The sequence below is a fragment of the Bradyrhizobium xenonodulans genome (genome assembly GCF_027594865.1).
In the GTDB taxonomy this organism is placed as follows: Bacteria; Pseudomonadota; Alphaproteobacteria; order Rhizobiales; family Xanthobacteraceae; genus Bradyrhizobium; species Bradyrhizobium xenonodulans.
The window spans coordinates 1,540,569-1,566,070 of sequence record NZ_CP089391.1 but is presented as its reverse complement, the minus strand read 5'-3'; the positions used below and the strand labels follow the sequence as shown (position 1 = coordinate 1,566,070).

At 63.8% G+C, this 25,502-nt stretch carries 22 protein-coding genes, 1 tRNA gene and 1 pseudogene; 16 read left to right on the top strand and 8 right to left on the bottom strand.

Features of this window, described 5'->3' with window-relative positions; all coding sequences use genetic code 11:
- Positions 1 to 296 precede the first annotated feature (296 nt).
- Genes I3J27_RS07415 through mobB form a run of 3 tightly spaced genes read right to left on the bottom strand, consistent with a single transcriptional unit; the run spans position 297 to position 2,399 of the window.
- Complete coding sequence (locus I3J27_RS07415; protein ID WP_270167169.1) at positions 297 to 560, bottom strand: sulfurtransferase TusA family protein; 264 nt, start codon at positions 558 to 560, stop codon at positions 297 to 299.
- Positions 561 to 605: 45 nt separating this feature from the next.
- Positions 606 to 1,862 (bottom strand): molybdopterin molybdotransferase MoeA, encoded by a 1,257-nt coding sequence (locus tag I3J27_RS07410; RefSeq protein ID WP_270167167.1) that lies wholly within the window; start codon positions 1,860 to 1,862, stop codon positions 606 to 608.
- A 9-nt stretch (positions 1,863 to 1,871) separates the two neighbouring features.
- A complete protein-coding gene (gene mobB, locus I3J27_RS07405; RefSeq protein WP_270172610.1) occupies positions 1,872 to 2,399 on the bottom strand; it encodes a molybdopterin-guanine dinucleotide biosynthesis protein B in 528 nt (175 codons plus the stop codon).
- A 94-nt stretch (positions 2,400 to 2,493) separates the two neighbouring features.
- On the opposite strand from mobB, the gene fdhD reads away from it, so the two are divergent.
- Both fdhD and mobA read left to right on the top strand, forming a co-directional pair.
- Positions 2,494 to 3,384 carry a formate dehydrogenase accessory sulfurtransferase FdhD gene (gene fdhD / locus I3J27_RS07400; RefSeq protein WP_270167164.1) on the top strand — a complete coding sequence of 297 codons (891 nt, stop codon included), beginning with the start codon at positions 2,494 to 2,496 and terminating at the stop codon, positions 3,382 to 3,384.
- Positions 3,365 to 4,021, top strand: coding sequence for a molybdenum cofactor guanylyltransferase MobA (gene mobA, locus I3J27_RS07395; protein WP_270167160.1), 657 nt, complete (start codon positions 3,365 to 3,367; stop codon positions 4,019 to 4,021). The genes fdhD and mobA overlap by 20 nt, the downstream gene beginning before the upstream one ends.
- A 6-nt stretch (positions 4,022 to 4,027) precedes the next feature.
- Here mobA and I3J27_RS07390 read toward each other — a convergent pair whose 3' ends face one another.
- The 4 genes from I3J27_RS07390 to I3J27_RS07375 are packed head-to-tail and all read right to left on the bottom strand — an operon-like array spanning position 4,028 to position 9,171.
- A complete protein-coding gene (locus I3J27_RS07390; protein WP_270167144.1) occupies positions 4,028 to 5,158 on the bottom strand; it encodes an FAD-dependent monooxygenase in 1,131 nt (376 codons plus the stop codon).
- Between the two features lie 55 nt (positions 5,159 to 5,213).
- A complete protein-coding gene (locus tag I3J27_RS07385; protein WP_270167142.1) occupies positions 5,214 to 7,163 on the bottom strand; it encodes a molybdopterin biosynthesis protein in 1,950 nt (649 codons plus the stop codon).
- 13 nt (positions 7,164 to 7,176) lie between these two features.
- Entirely contained in the window at positions 7,177 to 8,283 is a 1,107-nt protein-coding gene (locus I3J27_RS07380) for a molybdopterin-binding protein (RefSeq protein WP_270167134.1), read from the bottom strand.
- 54 nt (positions 8,284 to 8,337) lie between these two features.
- Complete coding sequence (locus tag I3J27_RS07375) at positions 8,338 to 9,171, bottom strand: ABC transporter substrate-binding protein (protein WP_270167132.1); 834 nt, start codon at positions 9,169 to 9,171, stop codon at positions 8,338 to 8,340.
- A gap of 30 nt (positions 9,172 to 9,201) precedes the next feature.
- Here I3J27_RS07375 and I3J27_RS07370 point away from each other — a divergent pair, with 30 nt between their 5' ends.
- The 3 genes from I3J27_RS07370 (at position 9,202) to I3J27_RS07360 (ending at position 11,706) form a co-directional block, all read left to right on the top strand.
- Complete coding sequence (locus I3J27_RS07370; RefSeq protein ID WP_270167130.1) at positions 9,202 to 9,357, top strand: hypothetical protein; 156 nt, start codon at positions 9,202 to 9,204, stop codon at positions 9,355 to 9,357.
- 121 nt (positions 9,358 to 9,478) lie between these two features.
- Complete coding sequence (locus tag I3J27_RS07365) at positions 9,479 to 10,372, top strand: substrate-binding domain-containing protein (RefSeq protein ID WP_270167128.1); 894 nt, start codon at positions 9,479 to 9,481, stop codon at positions 10,370 to 10,372.
- 104 nt (positions 10,373 to 10,476) lie between these two features.
- Positions 10,477 to 11,706 carry an ABC transporter substrate-binding protein gene (locus I3J27_RS07360; RefSeq protein ID WP_270167126.1) on the top strand — a complete coding sequence of 410 codons (1,230 nt, stop codon included), beginning with the start codon at positions 10,477 to 10,479 and terminating at the stop codon, positions 11,704 to 11,706.
- A 69-nt stretch (positions 11,707 to 11,775) separates the two neighbouring features.
- Here I3J27_RS07360 and I3J27_RS07355 read toward each other — a convergent pair whose 3' ends face one another.
- A complete protein-coding gene (locus tag I3J27_RS07355) occupies positions 11,776 to 12,750 on the bottom strand; it encodes a TAXI family TRAP transporter solute-binding subunit (RefSeq protein ID WP_270167124.1) in 975 nt (324 codons plus the stop codon).
- A gap of 107 nt (positions 12,751 to 12,857) precedes the next feature.
- Between I3J27_RS07355 and I3J27_RS07350 the strand changes: the two genes are divergently transcribed.
- The 11 genes and pseudogenes from I3J27_RS07350 to I3J27_RS07305 all read left to right on the top strand — a co-directional run bounded on the left by I3J27_RS07350 (position 12,858) and on the right by I3J27_RS07305 (position 25,442).
- Positions 12,858 to 13,835 carry a Bug family tripartite tricarboxylate transporter substrate binding protein gene (locus I3J27_RS07350; protein ID WP_270167121.1) on the top strand — a complete coding sequence of 326 codons (978 nt, stop codon included), beginning with the start codon at positions 12,858 to 12,860 and terminating at the stop codon, positions 13,833 to 13,835.
- A 345-nt stretch (positions 13,836 to 14,180) separates the two neighbouring features.
- Positions 14,181 to 14,256: transfer RNA gene (locus tag I3J27_RS07345), tRNA-Ile, on the top strand.
- A gap of 282 nt (positions 14,257 to 14,538) precedes the next feature.
- Entirely contained in the window at positions 14,539 to 16,188 is a 1,650-nt protein-coding gene (locus tag I3J27_RS07340) for an amidohydrolase (protein ID WP_270167119.1), read from the top strand.
- Between the two features lie 85 nt (positions 16,189 to 16,273).
- Positions 16,274 to 16,894, top strand: coding sequence for a hypothetical protein (locus I3J27_RS07335; protein ID WP_270167116.1), 621 nt, complete (start codon positions 16,274 to 16,276; stop codon positions 16,892 to 16,894).
- Between the two features lie 408 nt (positions 16,895 to 17,302).
- On the top strand, positions 17,303 to 18,433 hold the full coding sequence (locus tag I3J27_RS07330; protein ID WP_270167114.1) for a helix-turn-helix transcriptional regulator: 1,131 nt from the start codon (positions 17,303 to 17,305) through the stop codon (positions 18,431 to 18,433).
- 144 nt (positions 18,434 to 18,577) lie between these two features.
- Positions 18,578 to 18,706, top strand: a complete 129-nt coding sequence (locus I3J27_RS07325) for a hypothetical protein (RefSeq protein WP_256374932.1) — start codon at positions 18,578 to 18,580, stop codon at positions 18,704 to 18,706.
- A 400-nt stretch (positions 18,707 to 19,106) separates the two neighbouring features.
- Positions 19,107 to 19,715 carry a hypothetical protein gene (locus I3J27_RS07320; protein WP_270167109.1) on the top strand — a complete coding sequence of 203 codons (609 nt, stop codon included), beginning with the start codon at positions 19,107 to 19,109 and terminating at the stop codon, positions 19,713 to 19,715.
- Positions 19,716 to 20,059: 344 nt separating this feature from the next.
- Positions 20,060 to 20,332: a hypothetical protein gene (locus tag I3J27_RS07315; protein WP_270167107.1), complete on the top strand. Its 273-nt coding sequence runs from the start codon at positions 20,060 to 20,062 to the stop codon at positions 20,330 to 20,332.
- Between the two features lie 51 nt (positions 20,333 to 20,383).
- Complete coding sequence (locus tag I3J27_RS07310; RefSeq protein ID WP_270167105.1) at positions 20,384 to 20,626, top strand: alpha/beta fold hydrolase; 243 nt, start codon at positions 20,384 to 20,386, stop codon at positions 20,624 to 20,626.
- A gap of 301 nt (positions 20,627 to 20,927) precedes the next feature.
- Positions 20,928 to 21,356: pseudogene (locus I3J27_RS39155) on the top strand (tetratricopeptide repeat protein); the annotation flags it as partial.
- A 90-nt stretch (positions 21,357 to 21,446) separates the two neighbouring features.
- A complete protein-coding gene (locus I3J27_RS07305; protein WP_270167088.1) occupies positions 21,447 to 25,442 on the top strand; it encodes a tetratricopeptide repeat protein in 3,996 nt (1,331 codons plus the stop codon).
- Positions 25,443 to 25,502: the final 60 nt, after the last annotated feature.

Sequence of the window (25,502 nt, the reverse complement as noted above, 5' to 3'; positions counted from 1 at the left end):
CTGAGCAGCCTGCCGCTACGATCCTGTTCCTCAGCCCGTTGCAGTGCAGCCAACGGTCCCTGCTGCTCCGCACAATCATTCGACGCGCGCCAGGATCGTCACGCGCATCCGAGTCGTTAACCCCTGAAGCGGGGTCTCATGCCGATACATCGCGCAGGCTTCGTGAGTGTGGCCCGTTCATTCGCGTATCGCAGACACGACTGAACCTCCGCGCCTGCACGGAGAAAGTCAATTGGGGCAGAAGCCTTGATGGATGTCGATAGATAAAAGGTAGGTATCAGCCGAGTGACCGCGTGCTACGTGCGCAGCGCACCATTGGTTTTCTCTATCGAACCATCGATCTTTTCTATCAAGAACACGATGCGCGCCCCGTTGCGCTCGGTGATCTCCACCGTGTCGCCCGTCTCGCGGATCAGGTTCGGAATGTCAATCACGGACAACGGATCCGTACAGTGCACTTCAAGCTGATCGCCGGGCTGCAATGGTTTTAGCGCCTTGCGCGTCTTCAGGGCGGGCAACGGGCATTTCAGCCCGGTGAGATCGAGCGTCGTTCTGGTCATGGGCGCAACATGGCGGGAGGGATCAATGGCGTCAACGCGCGGGCGTCAGAGCAAATTCGCATAGGACAAGAAACCTACACTTTGCCCCGGCTCGACATTCGTGATGCCTTCGGCGAGTTCGACGAGACCGTCAGTCTCCACCAGCGACGACAACAGCCCGGCGCCTTCGCGCGGGAACTTGACCGCCTCCAATGTGCCGTCCTCGGCGCGCCGCAACGAGGTGCGAACATATTCGCGGCGGCCGGCCTTCTTCTTGTAGGTGAACGCCGCGCGCACCGGGATCGGCAACAGCGGTTCGGGCAGACCGCCGGCCAACGCCAGCACCGTTGGCCGCACCACATGGACGAAGGTGACGAAACTCGCGACGGGATTGCCGGGCAATCCAATCAGCGGCGTGCCATCGATGATGCCCATCGCCACGGGACGGCCCGGCTTGATCGCCATTCGCCACAGCACCAGCGAGCCGATGCTTTCGACCGCGGCCTTGACGTGATCCTCCTCGCCGGTCGAGACGCCGCCGGTCGTGAGGATCAGATCGTGGCCGCCTGCGACCTGCTTCAAGCCATCCGCGAGCGAGCTGCGCTCGTCGCGCAGGATGCCGAGATCGCTGACCTCGCAGCCGAGCCGGCGCAGCATTGCCATCAGCATGAAGCGGTTGGAGTCGAAGAGCTGCGAGGCCGCCCGCGGCCCGCCGGGCGATGCAAGCTCGTCACCCGTCGAGAACACCGCGACGCGAATGCGCCTGACGACGTCGAGCCTGACAAGGCCGAACGCTGCAGCAAGCGCGACATGCTGCGGCTGCAAGCGCTGGCCAGCACGTAGCGCAACGTGTCCTTGGGGAATGTCCTCGCCCGCAGGGCGGACATTCGCGCCTGGCTTCAGGCCGGGCGGCAGCACGATTTCGCCGGCTTCATTGAGGCGGACATCTTCCTGCATGAAGACGGTCTCGGCCTCCGGCGGCATCGGCGCCCCCGTGAAGATGCGCGCGGTGTGACCGGGCTTGATCGCGGTCCGGGCAAGTCCGCCGGCCTGGATACGGCCGTCGAGCGGCAACGCTTGTTCCGCGCTGTCCGGAAGGTCGGCATTGCGCACCGCATAACCGTCAACAGCCGAGTTGGTGAAAGGCGGCAGCGGAAGCGGCGCAGCAATGTCGCCCGCCAGCACGCGGCCGTCCGCATCGACGAGCCCCACGGTCTCGAGATCGGCAATCGCACTCACGCGCGCCGTGATCAGGCCAACGGCCTCGTCGACCGACATCATCGGTCCGCCGAAGGCAAAACAATCGTCCGACAGTTGCGCCATGGTGCCTCGTCAGCGCATCGCCGCGCTTTTTGCCACGGCTTCCTCGACCGGCATCGCTGCGCGCAGCAGCAGCGCCGCAGCAGCCTCGATGTCATCGAGATGGACGGTCGGCAGCCGTGTTTCAATGGCGGCGTCGGTCGCGATGCCGGCTATCCCGGGATCATCGGGAAACAGCAGCGGCTTGGCGTTGGCGGCGCGATGCACCTCGATCTTGCGATGCGGCTCGCGCTTGAAGCCCTCGACCACGACGAGATCGACGGCCGACAGCTTGCCCAGGAGTTCCGGCAACCGTGGCTCCGCGGCGCCGCGCAACTCATGCATCAGGGCCCAGCGGTTTGACGACGCCACCAGCACCTCGGCCGCGCCCGCCTCGCGATGGCGCCAGGAATCCTTGCCGGGCACGTCGACGTCGAACTGGTGATGCGCATGCTTGATGACGGAGACGCGCAGGCCTTGCGCGTTGAAATGCGGGATCAGCCGCGTCAACAGCGTGGTCTTGCCCGCACCGCTCCAGCCTGCAAGGCCAATGACTTTCATAACCGTTTCGATCTCCGCGGCCGGAACCGCCTTCTCCATCGTCGTGAGCATGCTTATATCGGCTTGACCCGAATGTCATGCTAACGTCGCGGCCATGATGAAGATCGACAAAGCCCCGGTGCCCCTGATCGTCCCCAATCCGGACGACCCGCGCCTCACCCAGAGCGTGACCGGCACCGACCAGACCGGCGCCAGGGTCGAGATCAAGGTACCGATGGAGCGGCCACTGACGCTCTATTTGAATTCGCAGGAGATCGTCACCATGATGACGATCGGCGACTATCCCGAATATCTGGCACTCGGCTACCTGCTGAACCAGAACATGCTGAAATATAATGACGCGGTCACCGAGGTCGAATACGACGACGACCTCCAGGTCGTCGTCGTGCGCACCTCACACCACACCAATTTCGAAGCCAAGCTGAAGAAGCGCACGCAGACTTCGGGCTGCGCGCAGGGCACGGCCTTCGGCGATCTGCTGGAGGCGGTCGAGAGTGTCGCACTGCCGAAGGCGGAGCTGCGCACCTCCTGGCTGTACCAGATGACGCAGACCATCAACACCATGCCCTCGCTCTATCTCGAAGCCGGCGCAATCCATGGCTGCGTGCTGTGCAAAGAGGGAGAGCCGCTTTGCTACACCGAGGATGTCGGCCGCCACAACGCCGTCGACAAGATCGCGGGCTGGATGTACCGCCACGGCGTCGATCCATCCGACAAGATCCTCTACACCACCGGACGCCTTACCTCGGAGATGGTGATCAAGACGGTCCGCATGGGCATTCCGATCCTGGTGTCACGCTCCGGTTTCACCGCCTGGGGCGTCGATCTCGCCCGGCAAGTGGGCCTGACGCTGGTCGGCCGCACCCGCGGAAAACGCTTCATCGTACTCGCGGGCGAAGAACGGATCGTCTACGACCAGAACCTCGCTTACGTCGAGGAGGAATCGGCGAGGCACAAGCGCAAGGGTGAAGGTGGTGACGACTAGGATTCCATCGACGCGTATTCCGTCGACCCTTGGCGTCCTGCTCGCTGGCGGCCTGGCGCGCCGCATGGGCGGCGGCGACAAGCCGATGCGCACCATCGGCGGCCGCACCATTCTGGAGCGCGTGATCGCGCGTCTGTCGCCCCAAAGCAGCGGGTTGATCCTGAACGCCAACGGCGATCCCGCACGTTTTGCGGGGTTCGGCCTGACCGTCATCCCCGACGATGTCCCCGGCTTTCCCGGCCCGCTCGCCGGCATCCTCGCCGCGCTCGACTGGACCGCGGCGAACCGGCCCGAGAGCGAATGGGTGCTCAGCGCCGCCGGCGACTGCCCGTTCCTGCCGCGCGATCTCGTCGCGCGCCTGCACGACGCGCGGGAACGGGAGAATGCGCAGCTCGCAGTCGCCGCATCGGGCGACCAGGTGCATCCGGTGATCGGCCTGTGGCGCGTCGCCTTGCGCGATGAGCTACGCCACGCGTTGGTCGTCGAGGACCTCCGCAAGATCGACCGCTGGACAGCGCGCTACCCGCTCGCCACGGTGACATGGCCGGCCGAGCCGCTCGATCCGTTCTTCAACGCCAACACGGTCGAGGACATCGCCGAAGCCGAACGGCTGGCGGCGCTGGACGACGCGTCTTAATCGAGATCAGCCCGCCAGCGGCACGGTCCAGGCGTCATAGCCATAGACCCACCCCGTATCGGTCCGCTCCTTCAGCCATATGTTGGCGCGCGAAGTCTCCTGCACGCGCGTCGTCCGCTCTTTGCGCGTCGCCTCGAAGCGGCGGAATGCATCTGCGACGCCGTCGCGGTCGATGCCGTCGAGGCAGCGCGACAGCACCGCGGCGTCCTCGATCGCCATCGCCGCGCCTTGCGCCATATAGGGTGTCATGGGATGGCAGGCATCGCCGAGCAGCGTCACTTTGCCGTCGGACCATCGCTCCAGCGCGTCGCGGTCCATGATCGCCCATTTATGCACGTCGGGACACGCGGCCAGCACCTGCCCGACCTGCGGATGAAAGCCCTCGAACGATGCGCGCAGGTCGCGGACGTCGCCCTTCGCCGACCATGACTCGATACGGAAATCCGGCTCAGGCTGGCTGGTGACGAGATAGACCTCGCTGCGGTCAGGCTTGACGTAATAGATCACGATGTGGCGGTCCTCGCCCCACCATTTGGTGCAGTCGTCGATTTCCGCGCCGCCGAGCAGCGCAGCGGGATAGGTGGTGCGATAGGCGATGCGGCCGGTGAATTTGACCGGCGCGGTGTCGAACAGGATATCGCGCACCGCCGAATGAACGCCATCCGCGCCGACCACGGCATCGGCGATCGCGCTGCTGCCATCGGCAAAGCTCAGCCGGACACCCTCGCCGATCTCGTCGAGGCGGACCAGCTTGTGGTTGAGCTTCACGCATTCGTCCGGGACAACGCTCGCAAGAGCCGCGTGCAAATCGCCGCGGTGGGCGAGCAGGTAGGGCGCGCCGAACTTCTCTTCGGCGCTCTCGCCAAAAATCATGTCGAACTTGATGTCGCCGCTCTTCCAGTCGCGGTTGTTCCAGGAGCGCGGATAGAACGACTGGCCGCGCATCCGCGCCTCCAGCCCCAGCGCGCGCAGCACTTTCATGGCGTTGCAGCCGATCTGGATGCCGGCGCCGATGCGGGCGAACTGGGAGGCCTGCTCGTAGACGGTCACATCGACGCCGACGCGCCTGAGCGCCGCGGCCGTCGCGAGCCCACCCATCCCGGCACCGACGATCGCAACCGAAAGCGGTCTTGCCATCGCGTCCCCCCAACCCTGTTTTCCGCGCGGCTTGAACGCCGCGTCGTCGTCACCTCTACGCAGGCCGGAAGCCCGCTCGCTCCAGTGCGGCGCGCGCCTCGCTCGAGCCAAGTGCATCAAGAAAGGCCTGCACGGCCGCCCGCTGCTTCCGCGCCGTCACCAGCGCGAAGTCATAATGCTCTTCCGCAAGTGGAATGAAACCGAGGCCGACCGCATGGGCGACCGGCGCAATGGTCATGCCCCAGTCGGCGCGGTGCTGCGCGACGGCCGCGGCGACCGCATTGTGCGAGCGCGGCTGGTTCCAATAGCCTTCCGGGCGCGCGCCGCCGAGCAGCCGGTCGATCAGGATGCGCGTGCCGGCGCCCTGGTTGCGGTTGACCATGATGCAGGCGGGATCCGTGAGCGCGGCGGTGACGGCCTCCTTCGCACCAAGCCCTTCGAAACGCTTGTCGCCCTTGCGGAACACGATGCCCTGCATCCGCCGCCAGCCCGGGACGAGCTCGAGTCCCTCGACGAGATAAGGCGTGTTGTAGGTCTCGCTCTTGTCGTCGAACAGATGGATCGGCGCCAGATCGCATTCGCCGCGCTTGGCCGCCGCGAGTCCCCCGAGGCTACCGACCGCAATCGAGCGCACGGTGAGGCCGGCATGCGCGAGCTGTGCGGTGACGAGATCGAGGCCGGTGCAATGGCTGCCGACGATGACGAGATCGGGCACCCGCACATGCGGCGTGAACAGCGTTACCTCTGCTTCGGTCCCGGCCGGCATCTGGTCGGCGAGCGCGTCGATGCGCAGGAAGCCGTCCGCCTGCGCGAACGACGTGATCGCACCGGAGCCCTTCCCGGTGGGATAGGCGATCAGCCCGTTCTTGCCCTCGACCAGCGAGACCATGACGAATTCGGTACGGCCGAGTTCGGAGGCGATGCGCACCGGCACGGCCGCGCTCACCTTGGCGTCGGAGCGCGGCGGCAGTCCGGCCATCCTGCGCAGCACGGGTACGATCATGTCGTGGAAGGTGAACATTGCCGAGGTCGGAAAGCCCGGCAGGATCACCACCGGCTTGCCGTCACACACCGCAAGGCACAGCGGCTTGCCGGGCTTGAGCGCAACGCCGTGCGCGATGATGCCGGGCTGGCCCAGCCGGGCGATGATGCGATGGGACAGGTCGCCCGCGCCTTTCGAGGTACCGCCCGAGAGCACCAGCATGTCGGCATCCGCCAGAGCGCGGCGCATGGCTGCTTCGAGCTTGGCTTCATCGTCGGGAATGGCGCCGAGGAAGACCGCCTCCCCGCCGTTCTCGGCGATCGCAGCCGCGACGATCGCGCCGTTGGTATCGTAGATCGCAGCGGGCGCGAGCGCTTCGCCGGGCTGCACCAGTTCGTCACCGGTGGAGATCACCGCAACAAGCGGTTTTCGCGCGACAGTCACCTCGGCAATGCCGCAGGCCGCGAGCATGCCGATCTCGCGCGAGCCGATGATCGTGCCGGCGCGCAGCAGCGCCTCGCCGCGCGCGATGTCGGACCCCGCATAGGAGACGAATTGTCCGGGAAACGCGGCGCGGCGGACGTCGATCGCGTCCGAGCCGGCCGGCTGGGTGTGCTCGACCATGACGACGGCGTCGGCACCGCGCGGCAGCGGACCGCCGGTGGCTATCGGCGTTGCAGTTCCCGCTGCGACCGGCAGCGTTGGCGCGGTGCCACAATGAATGGTCTCGCCGTTCAGGACGAGGCGCCGAGGTGCGCCTTCGCCTGCCGCCGCAAGGTCCGTCGCGCGTACGGCAAAGCCGTCGACATTGGAACGGTCGAACGGAGGCACGTCGATCGGCGCAGTGATGTCTTCGGCGAGCGCCGTGCCGAGCGCATCGGCAAGCTTGCGCAGCTCGCTCGGGATCGCGCGCGGGAACAGCGCGGCTTCGAAACGCGCGATCGCATCCTCACGTGACAGGATCTTGAGAAACTGCTCCTGTTCGAGCGCGCTGCGGTCGGGTGGCTGCGGGACGATGGTCATGCCGGAATCCCTATCATTCCTGCATCAGATAAGCATCGACCGGTTCGCCCGCCGCAAATCCCTCATGGCTGGCGGGAATGAGCAGCCATGCATCCGCACGGGCGATGGCCTGGAGCGGCCATTCGCCGACGGCAAGCAGCATCCACGTCTTATGTTCCTCGGCCAGCAGCGCGATCTCGGCGATGCCGACACCGGATGCGACCTTTCGCGCGAGCGGCAAGGTCACCTGCCGGCGCGGCAACCGCGCCGACAGGTGATCGACGAGTGGAAGCACGAGCGCGAACCAGGTCGCGAGCGCATGATCCGGCGAGCCCGGTAAAGCCACGGCGGGAACTTTTCCGAGCCGCGCCACGGCGGCGGTGCGTCCGGGCCGGAGCGCAAGGCCATGGGCGAGCACGTCGCCGCGCTCAGCCAGCGCCGTCACGGCTGCATCGTGGTGACCGACGCCGCTGCCGCCAATCGTCACGACGAGATCGCAGGCGAGCTCTCCGAGTGCTTGCGCGATCGATGCCGCATCCCGGGCAGCAGCTTGGCGCGTTTGCATCTCCAGCCCCGCGGCGCGCGCGATCTCCGCAATCATGTGCAACGTCGCCGTTGCGCCCGATACATTGACGATGCACAGCCGCGGACGGCGTACGCTCAGCCTGTCCAGCCCCGCCGCGCGCGCGAGCAGCAGGACGGCGGGACTGACCGGATGCCCCTCTGCCGCAACTGGCGTATCGTCTCCGATGTCGCTTCCGGCGCGCCTGACGCCCTCTCCGGGTACGCCCTCTGCCAGCACCTGCACGAGCGCCCCCGATGCGTCGACCGCATCGGCATCGAGCACGCAGTCGCATCCCTCCGGCATCGCGTCCCCGGCCTCGACCCAGGTCGGCGCCGCCGTCAGCGGCAGCGGTGAATAGGCGGACGCACCGACGAGATCATTGGCGTGCAACGCCCAGCCGTCTGCGGCCGCAAGGTCATGAGGAGGATAGGCCGCGATCGCCAGCGTCCCCGCCGCGATACACCCGATCGCCTCCGCCAGCGGCAACTCCACCGGCGCGGTCGGCCCAACATCTCGCAGCAACGCAGCAAGCGCGGTGTCGAGCGGCGTGAGCGATGGCGGCAGGCGCTGGGTCATGCGCCATGATGGATCATGCATCGCCCGGTTTGGCAACCGCCGACGATGCAGGGATCAGCCGCCTGACTTCTCCGCATTGGGAAAGAACAGCTGCTGTCCGTCGACCTTGTAGCCGGCGATCGCCGCCTGCCCCTCCGAGGAGATCAACCAATCGACGAAGGTCTGCCCCAACTCCTGCTTCACGTTCGGAAACTTCGCAGGGTTCACCAGCATCACGCCGTACTGATTGAGCAGCCGCTTGTCGCCCTCGACGACGATGTCGAGATCGCCGCGTTCCCTAAGAGCGATCCAGCTGCCGCGGTCGGTCAGCACATAGGCATTCGCGGCGCGCGCGGTCTCGAGGGCTGCGTCCATGCCTTGCTTGACCTCGCGATACCAGGCGCCCTTGGCAGCCGCAATGTCGATGCCGGCGACGATCCAGAGCGCGAGCTCTGCCGCGTGGGTGCCCGAGCGATCGCCGCGCGTCACGAACGGCGCGCCTTTGGCCTCGATCGCCTTCAGCGCGGTCACGATATCCTTGCCCTTCACCCCGGCGGGGTCGCTCTTCGGCCCGACCAGCACGTAGTCGTTGTACATCACGTCGAAGCGCTTCACGGCAAAACCGTCGGCGACGAACTTTTCCTCCTGCGGGCGGGCGTGCATCAGCACGACGTCGACTTCGCCCCTGCGCGCCCCGTCGAGCACTTCGTCGGCGCGCCGCGCGATCACCGTCACGTCGATGCCGGTCTTCTCGCGGAAGATCGGCAGCAGATAATCCAGCACGCCGGAATCCTGCGTCGACGTCGTCGAGGCCAGAACGATCGCGCGGTCCTCCGCGGATGACGTCGCAACGCCCGCGGCAAGGCCGCAGAGAAGCGCGAATGCAACGGACAGGCGGCGGACGGCCATGATCGGGTTCCCCATTGATGCGACGCGATCATGATGATGATCGATTGCGCCGCACTCGTGACGCGTTTGCCCGTTGCGCTCCCTTATTCGGGACATTTCGGCAATGCGCTGAGCGGCGATCGACGATCGCAAGGCCCGCATCAGACGAGCGCTTTAGGATTGTTCACCAAAGCAGAAATCGCGTGAGAGGATGTGTTGCAAAGCAACGAGATGATCGGGCATGGTTCCGGCGGACACAAATTGAAATGCAGAATTCCACCTGCGACGAAAGTCCAAAAAGAAGCAAGAATTTGCATAGGAATGCAGGATGGAATTCCTGACGACCAGCGAAGCCGCTGACTATCTCCGACTCGGCGAACGCAAGCTGTACGAACTCGTCACCAACGGAGCGATCCCCTGCACCAAGGTGACCGGCAAATGGCTCTTCCCGCGCCATGAGCTCGATCTCTGGGTGCTGTCGGGAATGGCGCGTCCGGCCGGCATGTTGACGGCGGAGCCGCCGCCGGTGGTGGGCGGCAGCCAGGATGAGCTGCTGGCCTGGAGCCTGCGTGAATCCGGCTCGGGCCTGGGATTGATGAGCGAAGGCAGCGCGCGCGGGCTCGAGCGCTTGCAGCGCGACGAGGTGATGGCGGTCGCGGTGCACTTCCACAGCCTCGACGCCGAGGGCAATCTCGCCTCCGACGCCAGTGCGACGGCGCTGCGTGACGCCCCCGACCTGCATGATGCAGTGCTGGTCGCGTTCGTGCGCCGCGAGCAGGGTCTCGTGCTGCCGCCGGGCAATCCGAAACGGCTGCACGGCCTCTCGGACGTGCTGGCGCTCGGCGCCAGGATGGCGATGCGGCAGCAGGGTACGGGCGCGCAGATGCTGCTCGACGTGCTGCTGGCGCGCGCGGGTGCCTCGACGCGCGATCTGCGCCGGGTCGAGACGCCGGCCCTCACGAGCCCGGATCTCGCCGAGATCGTCCGCGCCGGACAAGCCGATTGCGGCATCGCGACGCGTGCGGCGGCGCGCTCGGCCGGTCTCGATTTCGTGCCGCTGGTCTGGGAGAATCTCGACCTCGCGATGCGGCAGCGCAGCTATTTCCGCCCCGCCATGCAGGCCCTGATCCGGCTCCTCGGCGAAAGACGGCTGCGGCAGCGCGCGGAGGAGCTGACCGGCTACGATCCCTCGCCGGCGGGGCAGATCCGCTTCGCGGCCTGAGATTGACGCCCACCCCAAAATAGTTGCAAAAGAAACCAATTCAGCCGGGCCGTACCCGGGAAAAAGCAACACCGGCCAACGAGCCGGATCAGGGGAGGACAAGCGTGAATCCAACGAGATTTGGACTGCCGGTCGCGGCTGGCTTTGTCGCGACAGCCTTGGCGGCAGCACTGCTGCCGGGCGCCGCCATGGCGCAGGTGTCCGACGACATCGTCAAGATCGGCGTGCTCACCGACATGAACGGCCCGGCCTCCGCGCCGACCGGCCAGGGCTCGGTGACGGCGGCGCAGATGGCGATCGACGATTTCGGCGGCACCGTGCTCGGCAAGCCGATCAGCATCGTGATCGGCGACCACCAGCTCAAGGCCGACGTCGGCGGCGCGATCGCGCGGCGCTGGTTCGACGTCGACAAAGTCGATCTGATCGTCGACGTGCCGGTCTCCGCCGTTGGCCTCGCGGTGCAGAACATCGCCAACGAGAAGAAGCGGCTGTTCATCACCCACTCCACCGGCACGGCGGATTTCCACGGCAAGTTCTGCTCGCCTTACGCGATGCAATGGGTGTTCGACACCCGCGCGCTCGCGGTCGGCACGGCGGATGCGGTGGTCAAGCGCGGCGGCGACAGCTGGTTCTTCATCACCGACGACTATGCCTTCGGCCACTCCCTCGAACGTGACGCCTCCAGCGTCGTCACCGCCAATGGCGGCAAGGTGCTGGGATCGGTGAAGCCGCCCTTAGCAACGCCCGACCTCTCCTCCTTCGTGCTGCAGGCACAGGCCTCCAAAGCCAAGATCATCGGCATTGCGGCAGGCCCGCCCAACAACATGAACGAGATCAAGACCGGCTCGGAGTTCGGCGTGTTCAAGGGCGGCCAGCAGATGGCGGCGCTGCTGGCGCTGATCACCGACATCCACGGCCTTGGTCTGCAGGCCGCCCAAGGCCTGTTGCTGACGACCTCGTTCTACTGGGACATGGACGACAAGACGCGCGAATGGTCGAAGCGCTATTTCGCCAAGATGAACAAGATGCCGTCGATGTGGCAGGCCGGCGTCTATTCCAGCGTGATGCACTATCTCAACGCCATCAAGGACGCCGGCACCGACGATCCGCTGAAAGTGGCGGCGAAGATGCGCGAAAAACCGGTCGAGGATTTCTTCGCCCGCAACGGTCGCTTACGCGATGACAATCTGATGGTGCACGACCTCTGGCTGGTGCAGGTGAAGACGCCGGAGGAAAGCAAATATCCGTGGGACTATTACAAGATCCTCACGACCATCTCCGGCGACAAGGCGTTCGGTCCGCCGGACCCCGCGTGTGCGCTGGTGAAGAAGTGAGATTGGCGACTGGCGAATAGGATGTGGCGAATGGGAAGAACCCATTCGCCACTCGCAACTCGCTATTCGCTACTTCACCACCCCGATCTCGCGAAAGTACTTCATCACGCCCGGATGGATCAGCTCCGGCTTCGGCGCGGCCGCGACCGTGTTCGACGCCGTCGTCTCGCAGGCCTGCGCGAGCTTTTTGCAGAACGTCGCCTCGAGACCGTGCAGCGTCTTCGCGAGGCGATAGGCGACGTCATCAGGCAGGTCCTCGCGCGTGAGGACAAAGCTCCAGGAGCCGAGCGAGGCGATCGGCGCGGTCTGTTTCGGATAGCTATTGGCCGGCACGAGCAGCGGCTTGAGGAACGCATGCTTGGCACGGATGCGCGTCATCTCATCCACGCTCGGGGCGATGAAGCGCGCGCCTGATGCGCTGGAGGCCACCGCGGCAAAGCCGGGCCAGCCGATGCCGGCACCCCACAGCGCGGCGACGCGGCCGTCCTCGACCATCGCGGGACCGTCGCCGGCGCGGTCGAGATAGATCGCCTTGAAATCCTCGTCCTGCTTCAAGCCGAGGCCATCGAGCACGTAGCGCGCCAGGATCGGCAGGCCGGAGCCCTTGGCGCCGAACGCCACCGGCTGTCCGACGAGATCGCGGATGGTCTTGTAGGGACTGTCCGCCCGCACCACGAACATGCCGGGGTTGGAATAGATCGCCGTCAAGATCTTCAGCCGCACAGGCGCGCGGCCGATGCCGGCAAAGGCTTCATAGGCCGGCTCGCCCGCGACCAGAGCGAGATCGAGCTCGCCCTTCTCCAGCAGCGGAATGTTCTCGTTGCTGCCCTTGGTGTTGCGGGGTGCGATGGTGAGTTGCGGATCGGCCGCGTTCATCACCTCCGCGAAGGCATTGCCATAGAGCGGAAAGCCGCCGCCTGGCGTCGCGGTGCCGAGACTGAGCGTAAGGCTGATCGTCGTGGTCGGAATGGCCGTGCCTCCGGTTTGAGCTTCGGCGGGGCCCGCAAGCAGCGCCGCACTGATCAAGGTGAATGCGAATCTCATGGTCGTCCCCGAGGGACCTGCGTCAACACCGACTTGCGGCGATGTAGGCAGCGGCCCGATTTTGTGAAAGCATGCGACCCAACGACAATAGAACAATGGGAGGCATCATGTTGCGAATTTTGCGTAACACTGTGTTTGGGCTCGCGATCATTTCAGGTCTTTTCAGCGCCTCCCCTCCCGCCTCCGCCGCCGACTATCCCAACCGCCCCGTGCACTGGCTGATCGGCTTCGCCGCCGGCGGCCCCGTCGACATCGTGGCGCGGATCATGGCGCAGTGGCTGTCGGACCGTCTCGGCCAGCAATTCATCGTCGAGAACCGCACCGGCTCCGGCGGCAACATCGCGGCCGCCGCCGCGATCAACTCGCCGGCCGACGGCTATACGCTGCTGTTCGTCGCGCCCAACAACGCGATCTCGACCTCGCTCTACAAGAAGCTGCCGTTCGACTTCTTGCGCGACACCGTGCCGGTCGCGAGCATCATGCAGCTCACCAACATGCTGGTCGTCTCCAACGCGTTCCCGGCCAAGACGGTTCAGGAGTTCATCGACTATTGCAAGGCCAATCCCGGAAAGGTCTCCTTCGCCTCGTCCGGCAACGGCACCTCGGTGCACATGTCGGCCGAGCTGTTCAAGGTGATGACCAAGTGCGACATGGTGCACGTGCCCTATCGCGGATCTGCGATCGCCTTCCCCGACATCATCTCCAACAAGGTGCAGCTGATCTTCGACAATCTGCCCTCCGCGCTGGAGCAGGCGAAGGGCGGCAATGTCCGCGCGCTGGGCGTGACCTCGCCGCAGCGCTGGCCGAGCGTGCCCGACGTGCCCGCGATCGCCGAGACCGTGCCCGGATTCGAATCGGTCGGCTTCTACGGCATCTCCGCGCCGAAGGGCACCCCAAGCGAGGTGATCGAGATCCTCAACAAGGCCGTCGGCGAAGCGCTGAAGGATCCGAAGCTGATCGCCCGTCTCACTGAAGTCGGCGGCATCCCCAAGCCGATGTCGCCGGCCGAGTTCGGCAAGCTGGTCACGGACGAGACCGAGAAGTGGAAGAAGGTCGTGGAGTTCGCCGGGGTGTCGGTGGACTAGGGCCGCCCGTCACTGGCCTTGGCGGCCCGCCGGTAAGGCATTTGAGGGGACCCAAGGTCCCCTCACACCAAAAACCGCGAAAACAACCCCATGCACAGTAGACGGGGCCAGTGATTTCAAGGGGTTACGGAGACATCTCGACGAGCCTCCGCGAGCGCCGATTTGACCCGTCGGGCAAAACAGGATTATAACGGCACCCTCACAAATTTCGGGTATTCGAAAATAGCCCGCGATGCCGCGCTGGCGTTCCCCGCCGCCTGGGCCAGCATTGCACCCCCGCCTCCATCCCTGTAAACGAACCGCGCACCGTTGCCGGCCGCGCCTTCCGCGAGCCGACTCGCGGCGGGGCCTGTAGCTCAATGGTTAGAGCCGGCCGCTCATAACGGTCTGGTTGCAGGTTCGAGTCCTGCCGGGCCCACCACGCTTCGCCCTGCGGGCTACGCGGGCGCAGCCGCGCGGAGAACGTAGCGTGAAGCGTGGTGTCCGGCGTAGCTGGAGCGCAGCGGAAGCGAAGACGGACGAAGCGACGCCCGGCGCAGCCATCACCAAATTTTCCGGTGGACTGGCTGATCTCATTGGAGACATGATCAGGACCATCACACTCCCCGTTGCGACACGCGATGTCCGCGCGCGCATCCAACGGCGAATGCGTGGCGCCGCTCCTGCCCCTCTCGCTCCTGCCTCTCTCATTTCAGGACTGAACATGCGCAAGCATCTCGCGATTTTGGTGATCTCGTGCTGGGCCACTTTGGCCTACGCACAAAAGGCCGACCTCATTGTCACGAACGCAAAAATCGTGACGCTGGATCCCGCATCGACGATCGCGCAGGCACTCGCAGTCCGCGAAGGCAAGATCGTCGCCGTCGGCGGCAACGATGCCATGGAAGGCCTGATCGGTCCGGCGACGCGCCGTATCGAAGCCGGCGGACGCACGATCATTCCGGGATTGATCGATTCCCATATTCACGCCGTGCGCGCCGGCCTCACCTACGCGACCGAGGTCAACTGGATCGGCGCAAAGACAATAGCCGAGGCCATGGAGCGCTTGCGCCAGGCGGCAAAAGCGAGCCTGGGGTCCTGGATCATCGTGGCCGGTGGCTGGAGCGAATTGCAATTTGCGGAGAAGCGGCGGCCAACCCTGGCCGAGGTGATGTCGGTCGTTCCCGACAATCCGGCTTACATCCAGCTGTTCTATTCGGCGGTGCTGATGACGCCGAAAGCGCAGCAAGCTCTCGGAATGTCCGCGGATCAGTTACCGGCCGGAATCACGACTGAGCGCGCCGCATCGGGCGACACCACGGGCTGGTTCAATGGCTCCATCGTCAGCGTCTCCGCGCTGTTCGATCGCCTGCCGAGGCCGACTTTCGAAGACAATGTCGCCGGGACCCGGCAGTTCTTCACGGAGCTCAATCGTCTTGGGGTGACCGGGATCGTGGATCCCGGCGGCTTCAGCATTTATCCCAGCCACTACGCCGCCCTGCAAAAGCTCTGGCGTGAAAAATCACTTTCGGTGCGGGTCGCCTTCAGCCTGTTCGCCCAGAATGTCGGCGCGGAATTCGAGGAGTACAAGACTCTCACGCCGTTCCTGCCGATGGGATTCGGTGACGACATGCTGCGATTCAACGGCATCGGCGAGCGGATCACCGGCGCCATGTACAACAACAACGCGCCCGACGCGGCCGCCAAGGACAAGTTTCGCGAGATCATTCGCTGGGCGGCCAAGCAAGGGCTGACGGTCACCATCCACTGGCAGGAAGACAAATCCGTCCACCACCTGCTCGACCTCTACGAGGAGGTCAACAAGGAAACACCGATCGCGCCGCTGCGCTGGTCCATCGCCCATCTCGACAACGCCTCATCTGAGACGCTTCTGCGGATGAAGGCCCTTGGTGTCGGCTGGACCATGCAGGACGCGATGTATCTCGGCGGCGACCGTATCGTGGCGCAGGCCGGCGAAGCCACGCGCCAGATGCCGCCCATCGTCACGGCGTTGCGCACGGGCGTCCATGTCGGGGCCGGCACCGATGCGCATCGGGTCGCATCCTACAATCCGTTCGTCGCGCTGCAATGGATGCTCGACGGCAAGACCGTCGGCGGACACTCGACGCGCGGCCCGGACGAAACACCCAGCCGCGAAGATGCCTTGCGCCTCTACACGGTGGGAAGCGCCTGGTTCTGCTTCGACGAGACGCGGCGCGGCACGTTAGAGACCGGCAAGCTCGCCGACTTCGCGATTCTCGATCGGGATTTCATGTCGGTCCCCGTCGAGCAAATTGGCGCCACGGCGTCTCTGCTGACGGTGGTGGGCGGCAAGGTCGTTTACACGGCGGATGGTTTCGCGAGCGCAAAATAGGCGCTGGAGGGCTACCGTGCCGCTCTCACGAAATCTCGGCCTGTGATCCAATGCGGCGATATTTGCTCCCCCCTCGAATGGCCGTTTGGCCTTCGGGCTTGTAAACTGCCGGAACCTTCTTGATAAATCTGAGAACCATGACCTCGTTTGCTCAAGTCCTGAGAAAGAGGCACAGACGCTGCGGTGGCTGCCCTTCATTGCCGCAATTGCCGCGGTCACGACTGCAACGCCCTTTGCATGGGATAAAAGCCTTGGCACGTTTCTGTTTCTCATCTCACTCTACTTGCCCGCGGTGGCATTAGTTTGCGTCGGACTCTGCATCTGGGCCGGAGACGAGAGGAAATCACCCCGCGCTCGTTCGATAGTCATCTCGCTCGTGGTGATGCTCACGCTGATCGGCGGGACCTTCTGGGCACTGCCGCGAGTCAAGGATAAATTTCGGTTTCTAGCTTGGTCTTACGCGCACAACGACGCACTAAGAGGGTTCGCGGACAAAGACTCGGTCATGCTGGCTTGGGAAAGCTGGGGAATGGCAGGTATGGAAAATGACGCTTACCTCGTCTCGAACCCAAGCGATAACCTCGCTGAGGACGGTGGAGCTTCGGAGTGGCTCCGTCACGTCGGATCAAATTGCGAAATCGTTACTTCGAAACGGATGCGTCGTGGAATCTATGTCGTCACGACTTACAATTGCCCGCTCCAATAAGCGCCAGACAGCCGTTTGGTAGAGACCATCGGGATTTTGGGTGACAGTGCTGGACTGCACCCCTGAAGTGAGACACGATAATTACAGTGACAGGGGTGCAGTCCAATACACCAAATGCCCGGGTTCAAAGGCTCATGAATTGAGCAGCCCCGTCACCGCAACACCCGTTCCACCCGACAAGTGCCTGTTCGCTATGCCGTCTGGCGGTTGCCGCGAGACTGGCGCGCTAAATCTGGGCTGGCCTGCGATATTCCACGCCTGTACAACGCTCGACCAAGGCGGGAGGCAAGTCGACTCGCGCCCTACGCGCTGAAGGCCATCAGGTCTCAGAGCGTATTGGTAGCCCACAGGTCGGCTGATGCGATTGTCCGCATCAAGGTCGCGGTCAGTGGAATGAGCGGTGTTGGAATGGTCGATCCGGAACTTTTGTCGCAGCTGATCGGCGATATCTACGACGCAGCACTCGACTCCAGCTTGTGGATCGGCGTTCTCGAGCAGGCGACGCAATTCATCGGCGGAACTGCGGCTGGAATCTACTGGAAGGACATCACTGTTCAGGGTGAGCTTCACTACGTTTACAACGTCGAACCGTCCAGCGTGGACGCGTATTTCAATCATTATATCCGCTTCGATCCGAGTTTGACGGCTCAGTTCTTCTTCAAGATCGGGGAGATCTACAACACGACCAACGTTCTGCCCTATGATGAGTTCGTCGAGACGACTTTCTACAAGGAGTGGGTCAAGCCGAACGGGTGGGCCGATCATCTGGCTGCTACGCTCGACAAAACCGCAACGAGCTTCGCTCAGTTCGGAGTGTTCCGAAGCGAGCGGCAGGGGCTTGCAGACGACGATATGCGGCAGCGCATGCATCTGCTGGTTCCCCACGTGCGCCGCGCGGTGTTGATCGGCAACGTTATCGACCTTCACAGGAAAAAGGCTGAAAGTCTGTCAGATGCGCTCAACCGGCTCGACGCCGGCGTTTTTCTGGTGAATGAACATTGTCATATTGCATTCTCCAACCTGGCCGCGCAAAGGCTGCTCGATGATGCGACGACCCTGCGAATCGCCAACAACAACTTGATTGCCGTGGACCCGCATGCGGCGCGGGTCTTGCGCAATGTTGTCGCCGCCGCGAGCGGTGGCGATGGCGCGGTTGGTGCGGACGGTGTTGCCATTCCGCTCTCCAGCAAGCTGGACGAGAATTGGGTCGCCGATATCCTGCCGCTGACGTCGGGAACGCGTCGCCAAGCGGGAGGCCTTCACTCCGCGGTCGCGGCCGTCTTCGTCCGAAAAACATCAATGGCGGCGCCTTATCCGATCGAAGCGACGGCGCGACAATTCCACCTCACGCCGGGCGAAGTGCGGGTCCTGGATGCCGTGATGAAAGTCAGCGGAGTATCCGAGATCGCGGAGGCGCTTGGCATCAGCGAGGCCACGGTGAAAACGCACCTCCAGAATATCTTTGGAAAGACCGGCGTGCGCCGTCAGGCTGACTTGATCAAGCTTGTTGCGGCACACACCAGGGCGTCGCCCGGGTAAAGACCCGTTGCGCTCTCCGAAGAGGACGGCGCAATGGTGCTGGTGGTGCCGAAGCCGGCATAGGTGTAGGCCTTACCCCGGGCACCGTCCGGCTGCCCTGCCGAACACCCGCACAAGACCGCCCTCTAGCCGCAGGAGACCTTCATGGTCAGTGAAAAAGGCCCGAACATCAAGAAGAAGCAGAAATGCAAAAACTGTGAAGGCAAGGGCTTGCTCAAGAAGGGCGACAAGGTGGTGAAGTGCCAGCGCTGCAAAGGCACGGGAGTGCGGTGATGTCGAGTCGATGGCCTCTCCGTTGCCAGGGCGAAGGTCGCGCGACCGTGCAAGACAACAGGCCGAACCGATATCCCCTCTTGTGCGACTGCTGATAGCCGGCTCCGGCCCGCTCGCTCAATAGATCAGCGTCAACGACAACCACGCTGCGAGACAGGCGCAGACACAAATTCCCATGTAGGGCAAAACAATGCGCATCGGGCTCTCCCTCCGAGACGCGGAATATTGCTTCAGCTTCGCATGCGGCCCGGTCGGTGGCTAGGAATCTGAAGTTGCAATTTGAGCCGGGCCATCCGGGAATGTCGCCTATTGGGCCCATGGGTGAACTGCCGCGCCGTGCCCCGCTTCGTCTGCTTGTGGACCCATTGCGGACATTGCAGATAGTTGGCATCGTCGCGCGATGATTAATAACTGGCTTGCCGATATTCGTGCATGGGCTGTCTGTATGATTGCTTATTGCGCTGCTTGCGCTAGCGCAATGGCCTGTGCGTTGCCGGGTACACCAGCCTCGTTAAGAGGCATCCTCTTCGAGCACGTCCCGACCGATATCTACGCACCGGTTGTCATCGAAGCGACCATCTATGACGCGACGGATAATGTGAGCTTCGCATATGACAGAACTTTCGTACCCGCCACACTAATGAAAGCGCGAGTAGATCGAGTTATCAAGGGATCAATCGATACGAAGTACCTCAAGATATTCGTGTACATGAATAGCTGCGCCCACGTTGGCGTCGGGCGGGGAATCGTTCTCGGAACGCTTCGAGACGATCCGCAGCGCGGGATAATGTTGGAAGCAATCCAGAAGGCCGACATGCGCGACTGGTCCAAAGAATTTATCGCAAAACAGGTAGCAATTCATGATGCTACAAAGTGCTTCAAAAACGAATTCGGTGCCCCTGAGTGCCGCCTACCCGGCATTGGTCCGGAATCAATGCGGCCATTGTGGTGTCGGCAATCAGTGGCAGACCGGACGCGCCGCCGAGCTCACTTTGACCGCTGCTTATGACCCGGAACGGACCTGTCGACCGACCTTATTGGCGGGCCGTCCATGCGAAACCGAACCCAAGAAGGATCAATACAATGGTGAGGGGGCTTATCCCGTCGATTGGGGTCAGCTCCTTGGCATTGGCCGCTCCTCGATGCCCTGCTACGCCGCGAAAGGGTTTGTGTGCTCAGACGACGGCGGGCTTATGAGATCGAGTGAAAGAGTTAGACCGGCCGGTAACTACAGTTGAAAGTTCCGCTCGCTAATTGCTGCGGGTAATTTTACGGTCTTTTTTTAGGCTCCTGAATTGCTAAATGAGGCTACCATTTTTTGCCGCGTGAGTGATTTTCCTGAAGGAGTTTCGCTTGACCCTTGTTCTCGTCCTGCTGCTGCTGAGTGCATTGATGGGAGCTGCGACCGCTCTGACGTTTAGAGTCGTCGCGATGATCCCTGTCTCATTGTCGATAGCGGTCGCTTCTGCCATCGCGGCTCGCGCCCACGGACTTCAGCTTCTCCCAGGCATCTCCGTGATCCTGGGTTGCCTCGTCGTTGCCCAGCTTGCATTTGTCCTGGTGATCTTTTTCGTGTGCGGACGCGACTTTATGAAAGCGAACGAGATCGACGAGGAGATCGACTAAGGCTCAGGCAAGCGGAACGAGGCAGCGTCGTGCACTTTCAAGCAGAAGCCTATGCCGAAGGTATCCGGAAAATCAACGGCACCGGTGACGCTCATCTATGGCGACAGCGATTGGTCTCGGCCAGGTGAGTGCGAACGCACGCGGTCGCTGATCCCCGCCGCGCAGATGGTGACGCTCGAGAACACCGGCCACGTCTCGGCTGTCGAGAATCCATCGAAGCTGGCTCGCGTGATATTGGCGGCGGAACGAGCGCCTGGTCAAACAGAGGAGCCCAACTATCTCCAAGCTCAGTGAATCCCACACTGCTCGAGACGCGCGATGGCGCACGGGACAGCCGACGAAAAAGAGCACGCCTGACGTCAATTCCCCGGCAAGGGCGGATGAGGACATGAACGCCTCGCGCCGCGCCAGCTTCGCACCAGCTTCTCGCCCTAAACGTCCTCAATGGGATGCTACGGCCGCGCTCGGTGGACCCCGCAAGCACAGCTGAACGCGAACTGACGGAACGAGAAGGCAAGTGCGACGGACGCCTCCCTCTCGCGTGACTGAAAATCAGCGAGCAATCTGACATTGTCTCCTCTTTTTTGGTCAGCTGATGAATCGTCAAGAGCGCCGGGCCGCGGCCAAACAATCCCACAAGATCGCACCGCAGAACCTGGAGGCCACGAGGCAAAGCCTGGAGGCCGCAAAACAGGGCAAATCGCTGTTTGATCTCGGCCGGTATGCCGAAGCCCTGGACTGCTTCAACCTGTTCGCGAAGCACAATCCCGGCGTCGCGGCCCTGTATCAGACGCGCGGCCTTTGCTTGCAGCGGCTCGGCCGGTTCGGGGAGGCGCAGGCCGACTTCGAGAGATCCATTGCGCTGAACCCCGGCGAGGCCGAGACGCACAAGAACCTCGGCACGCTTCATTCGAGATTTGGCCGGATGGAGCAGGCCCTGGCGAGCATCGATCGCGCCCTCGCCCTTCGTCCGAATTTTCCCGCAGCGCTCAACGAGAAGGCACGGGCGTTGTGGAGCCTCCAATTGCTCGACGACGCTTTCGCGGCCTTTCGCAAGTCGCTGGCGCTCGATCCGAGCAATGCGCACACGGTGTGGAATCTCGCGCTGCTTCAGATGCTGACCGGCGATTTCGAGCGGGGCTGGCAGGGACGCGAGGCTCGCTGGAAGGCGGGTCTCGGCCTCGTCGAGCGCGGCTTTGCCTGCCCGCTCTGGCTTCGCGACCAGCCGCTCGAAGGCAAGACCATCCTGCTTCATGCCGACGAGGGATTGGGCGATGCAATCCAGTTCGCGCGCTATATCCCCATCGTCGCCGCGCTCGGGGCTCAGGTCATCCTGGAGGTCCCGCTTCCGGTCCAGCAGCTTCTGAGCGGTATCGCTGGTGTCGCAAGGTGCGTCGACCGCGCGTCCACGGGCGCGCTGTCGTTCGACCTGCATTGTCCGCTCGGCAGCCTGCCGCTGGCATTCGGGACGCGGCTCGACACGATCCCGTTCGCGCAAGGGTACCTTCCGGCGCCGCCGGCGGCGCGTGTGAAGGCCTGGCAAGACCAGCTTGATGTCCGGCTTGAAGACGGGAGCGGCCGGCGCGATCGCTTGCGCGTTGGTCTCGTCTGGTCGGGAAATCCGGATCACAACAACGATCACAACCGGTCGATGGCGCTGCGAACGCTCGCCCCGCTGCTGGATTGCGACGTCCAGTTCGTCAGCCTGCAAAAGGGCGTCCGCGAGCAGGATCGCGCCTTCCTCGGCGAACGTCCGGACATCGTCGACCTGACCGAACAGCTCACGGATTTCAGCGAAACCGCGGCGCTGATGTCCTGCCTCGATCTGGTGATCTCGGCCGACACCAGCGTCGTTCACCTCGCCGGCGCGCTGGGCGTTCCGGTCTGGACCATGTTGCCTTTCAACCCGGATTGGCGCTGGTTGCTGAGCCGCGACGACAGCCCGTGGTATTCGTCCATGATGCTGTTCCGGCAGCCAGAAAGGGGCGACTGGGCCGGCGTCGTGGACTGCGTTCGCCGCGAGCTCGAGGGGCTGGTTGCCGCAGGGCGGCCGGACACACGGCACCACCAGAGCAGGGCGTCCTCGCCCGCGCCACAGGATGCGCTGCTCGCGCATTACCTCGGCGATCAGCACTGGCAGCTCGGGCGCACGGACGAGGCCGTGCTGCATTTCCAGCAGGCGCTGAAACTCCGTCCGCAATATCTGGAGGCGGCGACCAGCTGCGGCAGGCTGCTGCTCGAACTCGGCCGGCATGCGGAAGCGCTGGACTGCTTCAACGCAGCCGTGAAACTGAATCCGAACTCCGCAGCCCTGTATCAGATACGCGGCATGTGCCTCCAGGAGGCGAACCGGCTCGAGGAAGCGGAGGCCGACTACAACAGGTCGATTGCGCTGGACCCGGATCTTGCGGAAACGCACAGCAACCTCGGCACGCTGCATTCGAAATTGGGCCGGATGGAGCAGGCTCTGGCGAGCCTCGATCGCGCGCTCGAACTTCGTCCGGATTTCACCGCAGCACTGTCCAACAAGGCCTGGATATTGCTGGAGCTGCAAAGGCTGGATGAAGCCTTCGCGACCCTCGACAGATCGCTCGCGATCGAACCGAACCGCGCGCCGACGATCTTCAATTTCGCGCTGCTTCAGCTCTTGACCGGGGATCTCGAGCGGGGCTGGCCGGGACGCGAGGCCCGGCCGTCGCTCAGCACCATCACGCGCGGCTTTTCCAGCCCCTCCTGGCTCGGTGACCAGCCGATCGAAGGCAAGAGCATATTGCTTTATTGCGACGAGGGATTGGGCGACTCCATCCAGTTCGCGCGCTATGTGCCCATGGTGGCCGCGCTCGGGGCGCGCGTCATCCTGGCGGTGCAGCCTCCGATCCAGCAGCTTCTGAGCGGCATCCCCGGCGTTGCGACCTGTATCGGCGACGTCTCCGGAACGGCGCTGGCGTTCGACCTGCACTGTGCGCTTGGAAGCCTGCCGCTGGCGTTCAGGACGCGGCTCGATACGATTCCGTTCGCGCAAGCCTACCTTCCCGCGCCCCCGGCGGAGCGCGTGAAGGCCTGGGAAGACCGGCTCGGGCCCCGCAATCGCCTGCGCGTCGGTCTCGTCTGGTCGGGAAATCCGGATCACAAGAACGACAGCAACCGATCGATGGCGCTGCGCACGCTGGCGCCTCTGCTGGATTGCGACGTCCAGTTCGTCAGCCTGCAAAAAGGCATCCGGGACCAGGACCGGGCCTTCCTCCGCGAATGCCCCGATATCCTCGACCTGACGGAACAGCTGAAGGATTTCACCGACACGGCGGCGCTGGTGTCCTGTCTCGATCTGGTGATCTCGGTCGACACCAGCGTCGTTCACCTCACCGGCGCGCTGGGCATTCCGGTCTGGACGATGGTGCCATTCAGCCCGGATTGGCGCTGGATGCTCAACCGCGACGACAGCCCGTGGTATCAGTCCATGAGGCTATTCAGGCAATCGACGCGAGGCGACTGGGCCGGCGTCGTGGACAGCGTTCGCCGCGAGCTGGACGGCCAGGTTTCCAGCTGGCGGTCGGGAGCGCGGCAACACCAGAACAGGGCCTTGCCGCCGATATCACTGGATGCAGTCCGCTCGAATTCCCTCGGCAGCCTGCTCCAGCAGCTCAAGCGCACGGGAGAGGCGGAGCCGCACGTCCAGCAGGCGCCGAAACTCGATCCGCAAATCCTGGCCGCAGCGAACAGAAGCGGCGAACAGCTGTTCAATCTCGGCCGGTATGCGGAAGCCCTGGAACGCTTCAACGCAGCCGAGAAACTGAACCCGAATTCCGCACTTCTGTATCAAATGCGCGGCGTTTGCCTCCAGGAGGCGAACCGGTTCGAGGAAGCGGAGGCGGACTACACGAAGTCGATTGCGCTGGACCCCGGCCTGCCGGAAACGCACAACAACCTTGGCCTGCTTCATTCCAGGCTTGGCCGGATGGATCAGGCCCTGGCGCGTTTCGATCGGGCGCTTGAACTTCGACCGGATTTCACTGCAGTGCTCAACAACAAGGCGTTGGCATTGGTGAAGCTGCAATTGCTCGATGAAGCTTTCGCGACCTTTCACAGATCCCTGGTGGTCGATCCAAACCACACGCCGACGACCTATAATCTGGCGACGCTTCAGTTGCTGACCGGAGACTTCGAGCGAGGCTGGCCTGGGCGCGAACAGCGCTGGAAGCTTCCTGTCGGTTTGCTCGATCGCGGTTTTTCTAAGCCGCTTTGGCTTGGTGACCTGCCGATCGAAGGCAAAACCATATTGCTTCACGCCGATGAGGGATTGGGCGACGCAATCCAGTTCGCGCGCTACGTGCCCATGGTGGCCGCGCTCGGAGCTCGCGTGATCCTGGAGGTCCAGCCTCCGATTCAGCGGCTACTGGCCGGGGTGTCCGGCGTCGCAAATTGCATTGGCCGACCGTCTGCGACGTCGCTGGCGTTCGACCTGCACTGTCCTCTTGGAACTTTGCCACGCGTGTTCGGGACGCGGCTCGGTACGATCCCGTTCGCGCAGGCGTACCTTCCTGCGCCCCCGGCTGAGCGCGTGAAGGCGTGGCAAGACCAGCTTGATGTCCGGCTTGAAGACCGGACCGGCCGGCGCAATCGCTTGCGCGTCGGTCTCGTCTGGTCGGGAAATCCGGATCACAAGAACGATCACAACCGGTCGATGGCCCTGCGCACGCTGGCGCCACTGCTGGATTGCGACGTCCAGTTCGTCAGCCTGCAGAAGGGCGTCCGCGACCAGGATCGCGCTTTCCTCGGCGAACGTCCTGATATCGTCGACCTGACGGAGCAGCTGACGGATTTCACCGACACGGCGGCGCTGGTGTCCTGTCTCGATGTGGTGATCTCGGTCGACACCAGCGTCGTTCACCTCGCCGGTGCGCTGGGCGTTCCGGTCTGGACGATGCTGCCATTCAGCCCGGATTGGCGCTGGATGCTCAACCGCGACGACAGCCCGTGGTATTCGTCCATGAAGCTGTTCAGGCAAGACACGACGCGCGAATGGTCGGGCGTCATCGCGCAGGTGCACACCGAACTGCGCAAATTCGTTGCTGGCTGGAGTCCTGCGAAAAGGATGATCGGCGCGGACTAAGGCGCGATGAGGTGATCCGGAAAACCGCTCCGCACTTTTCCGGATCATGCTCTGGCGTGG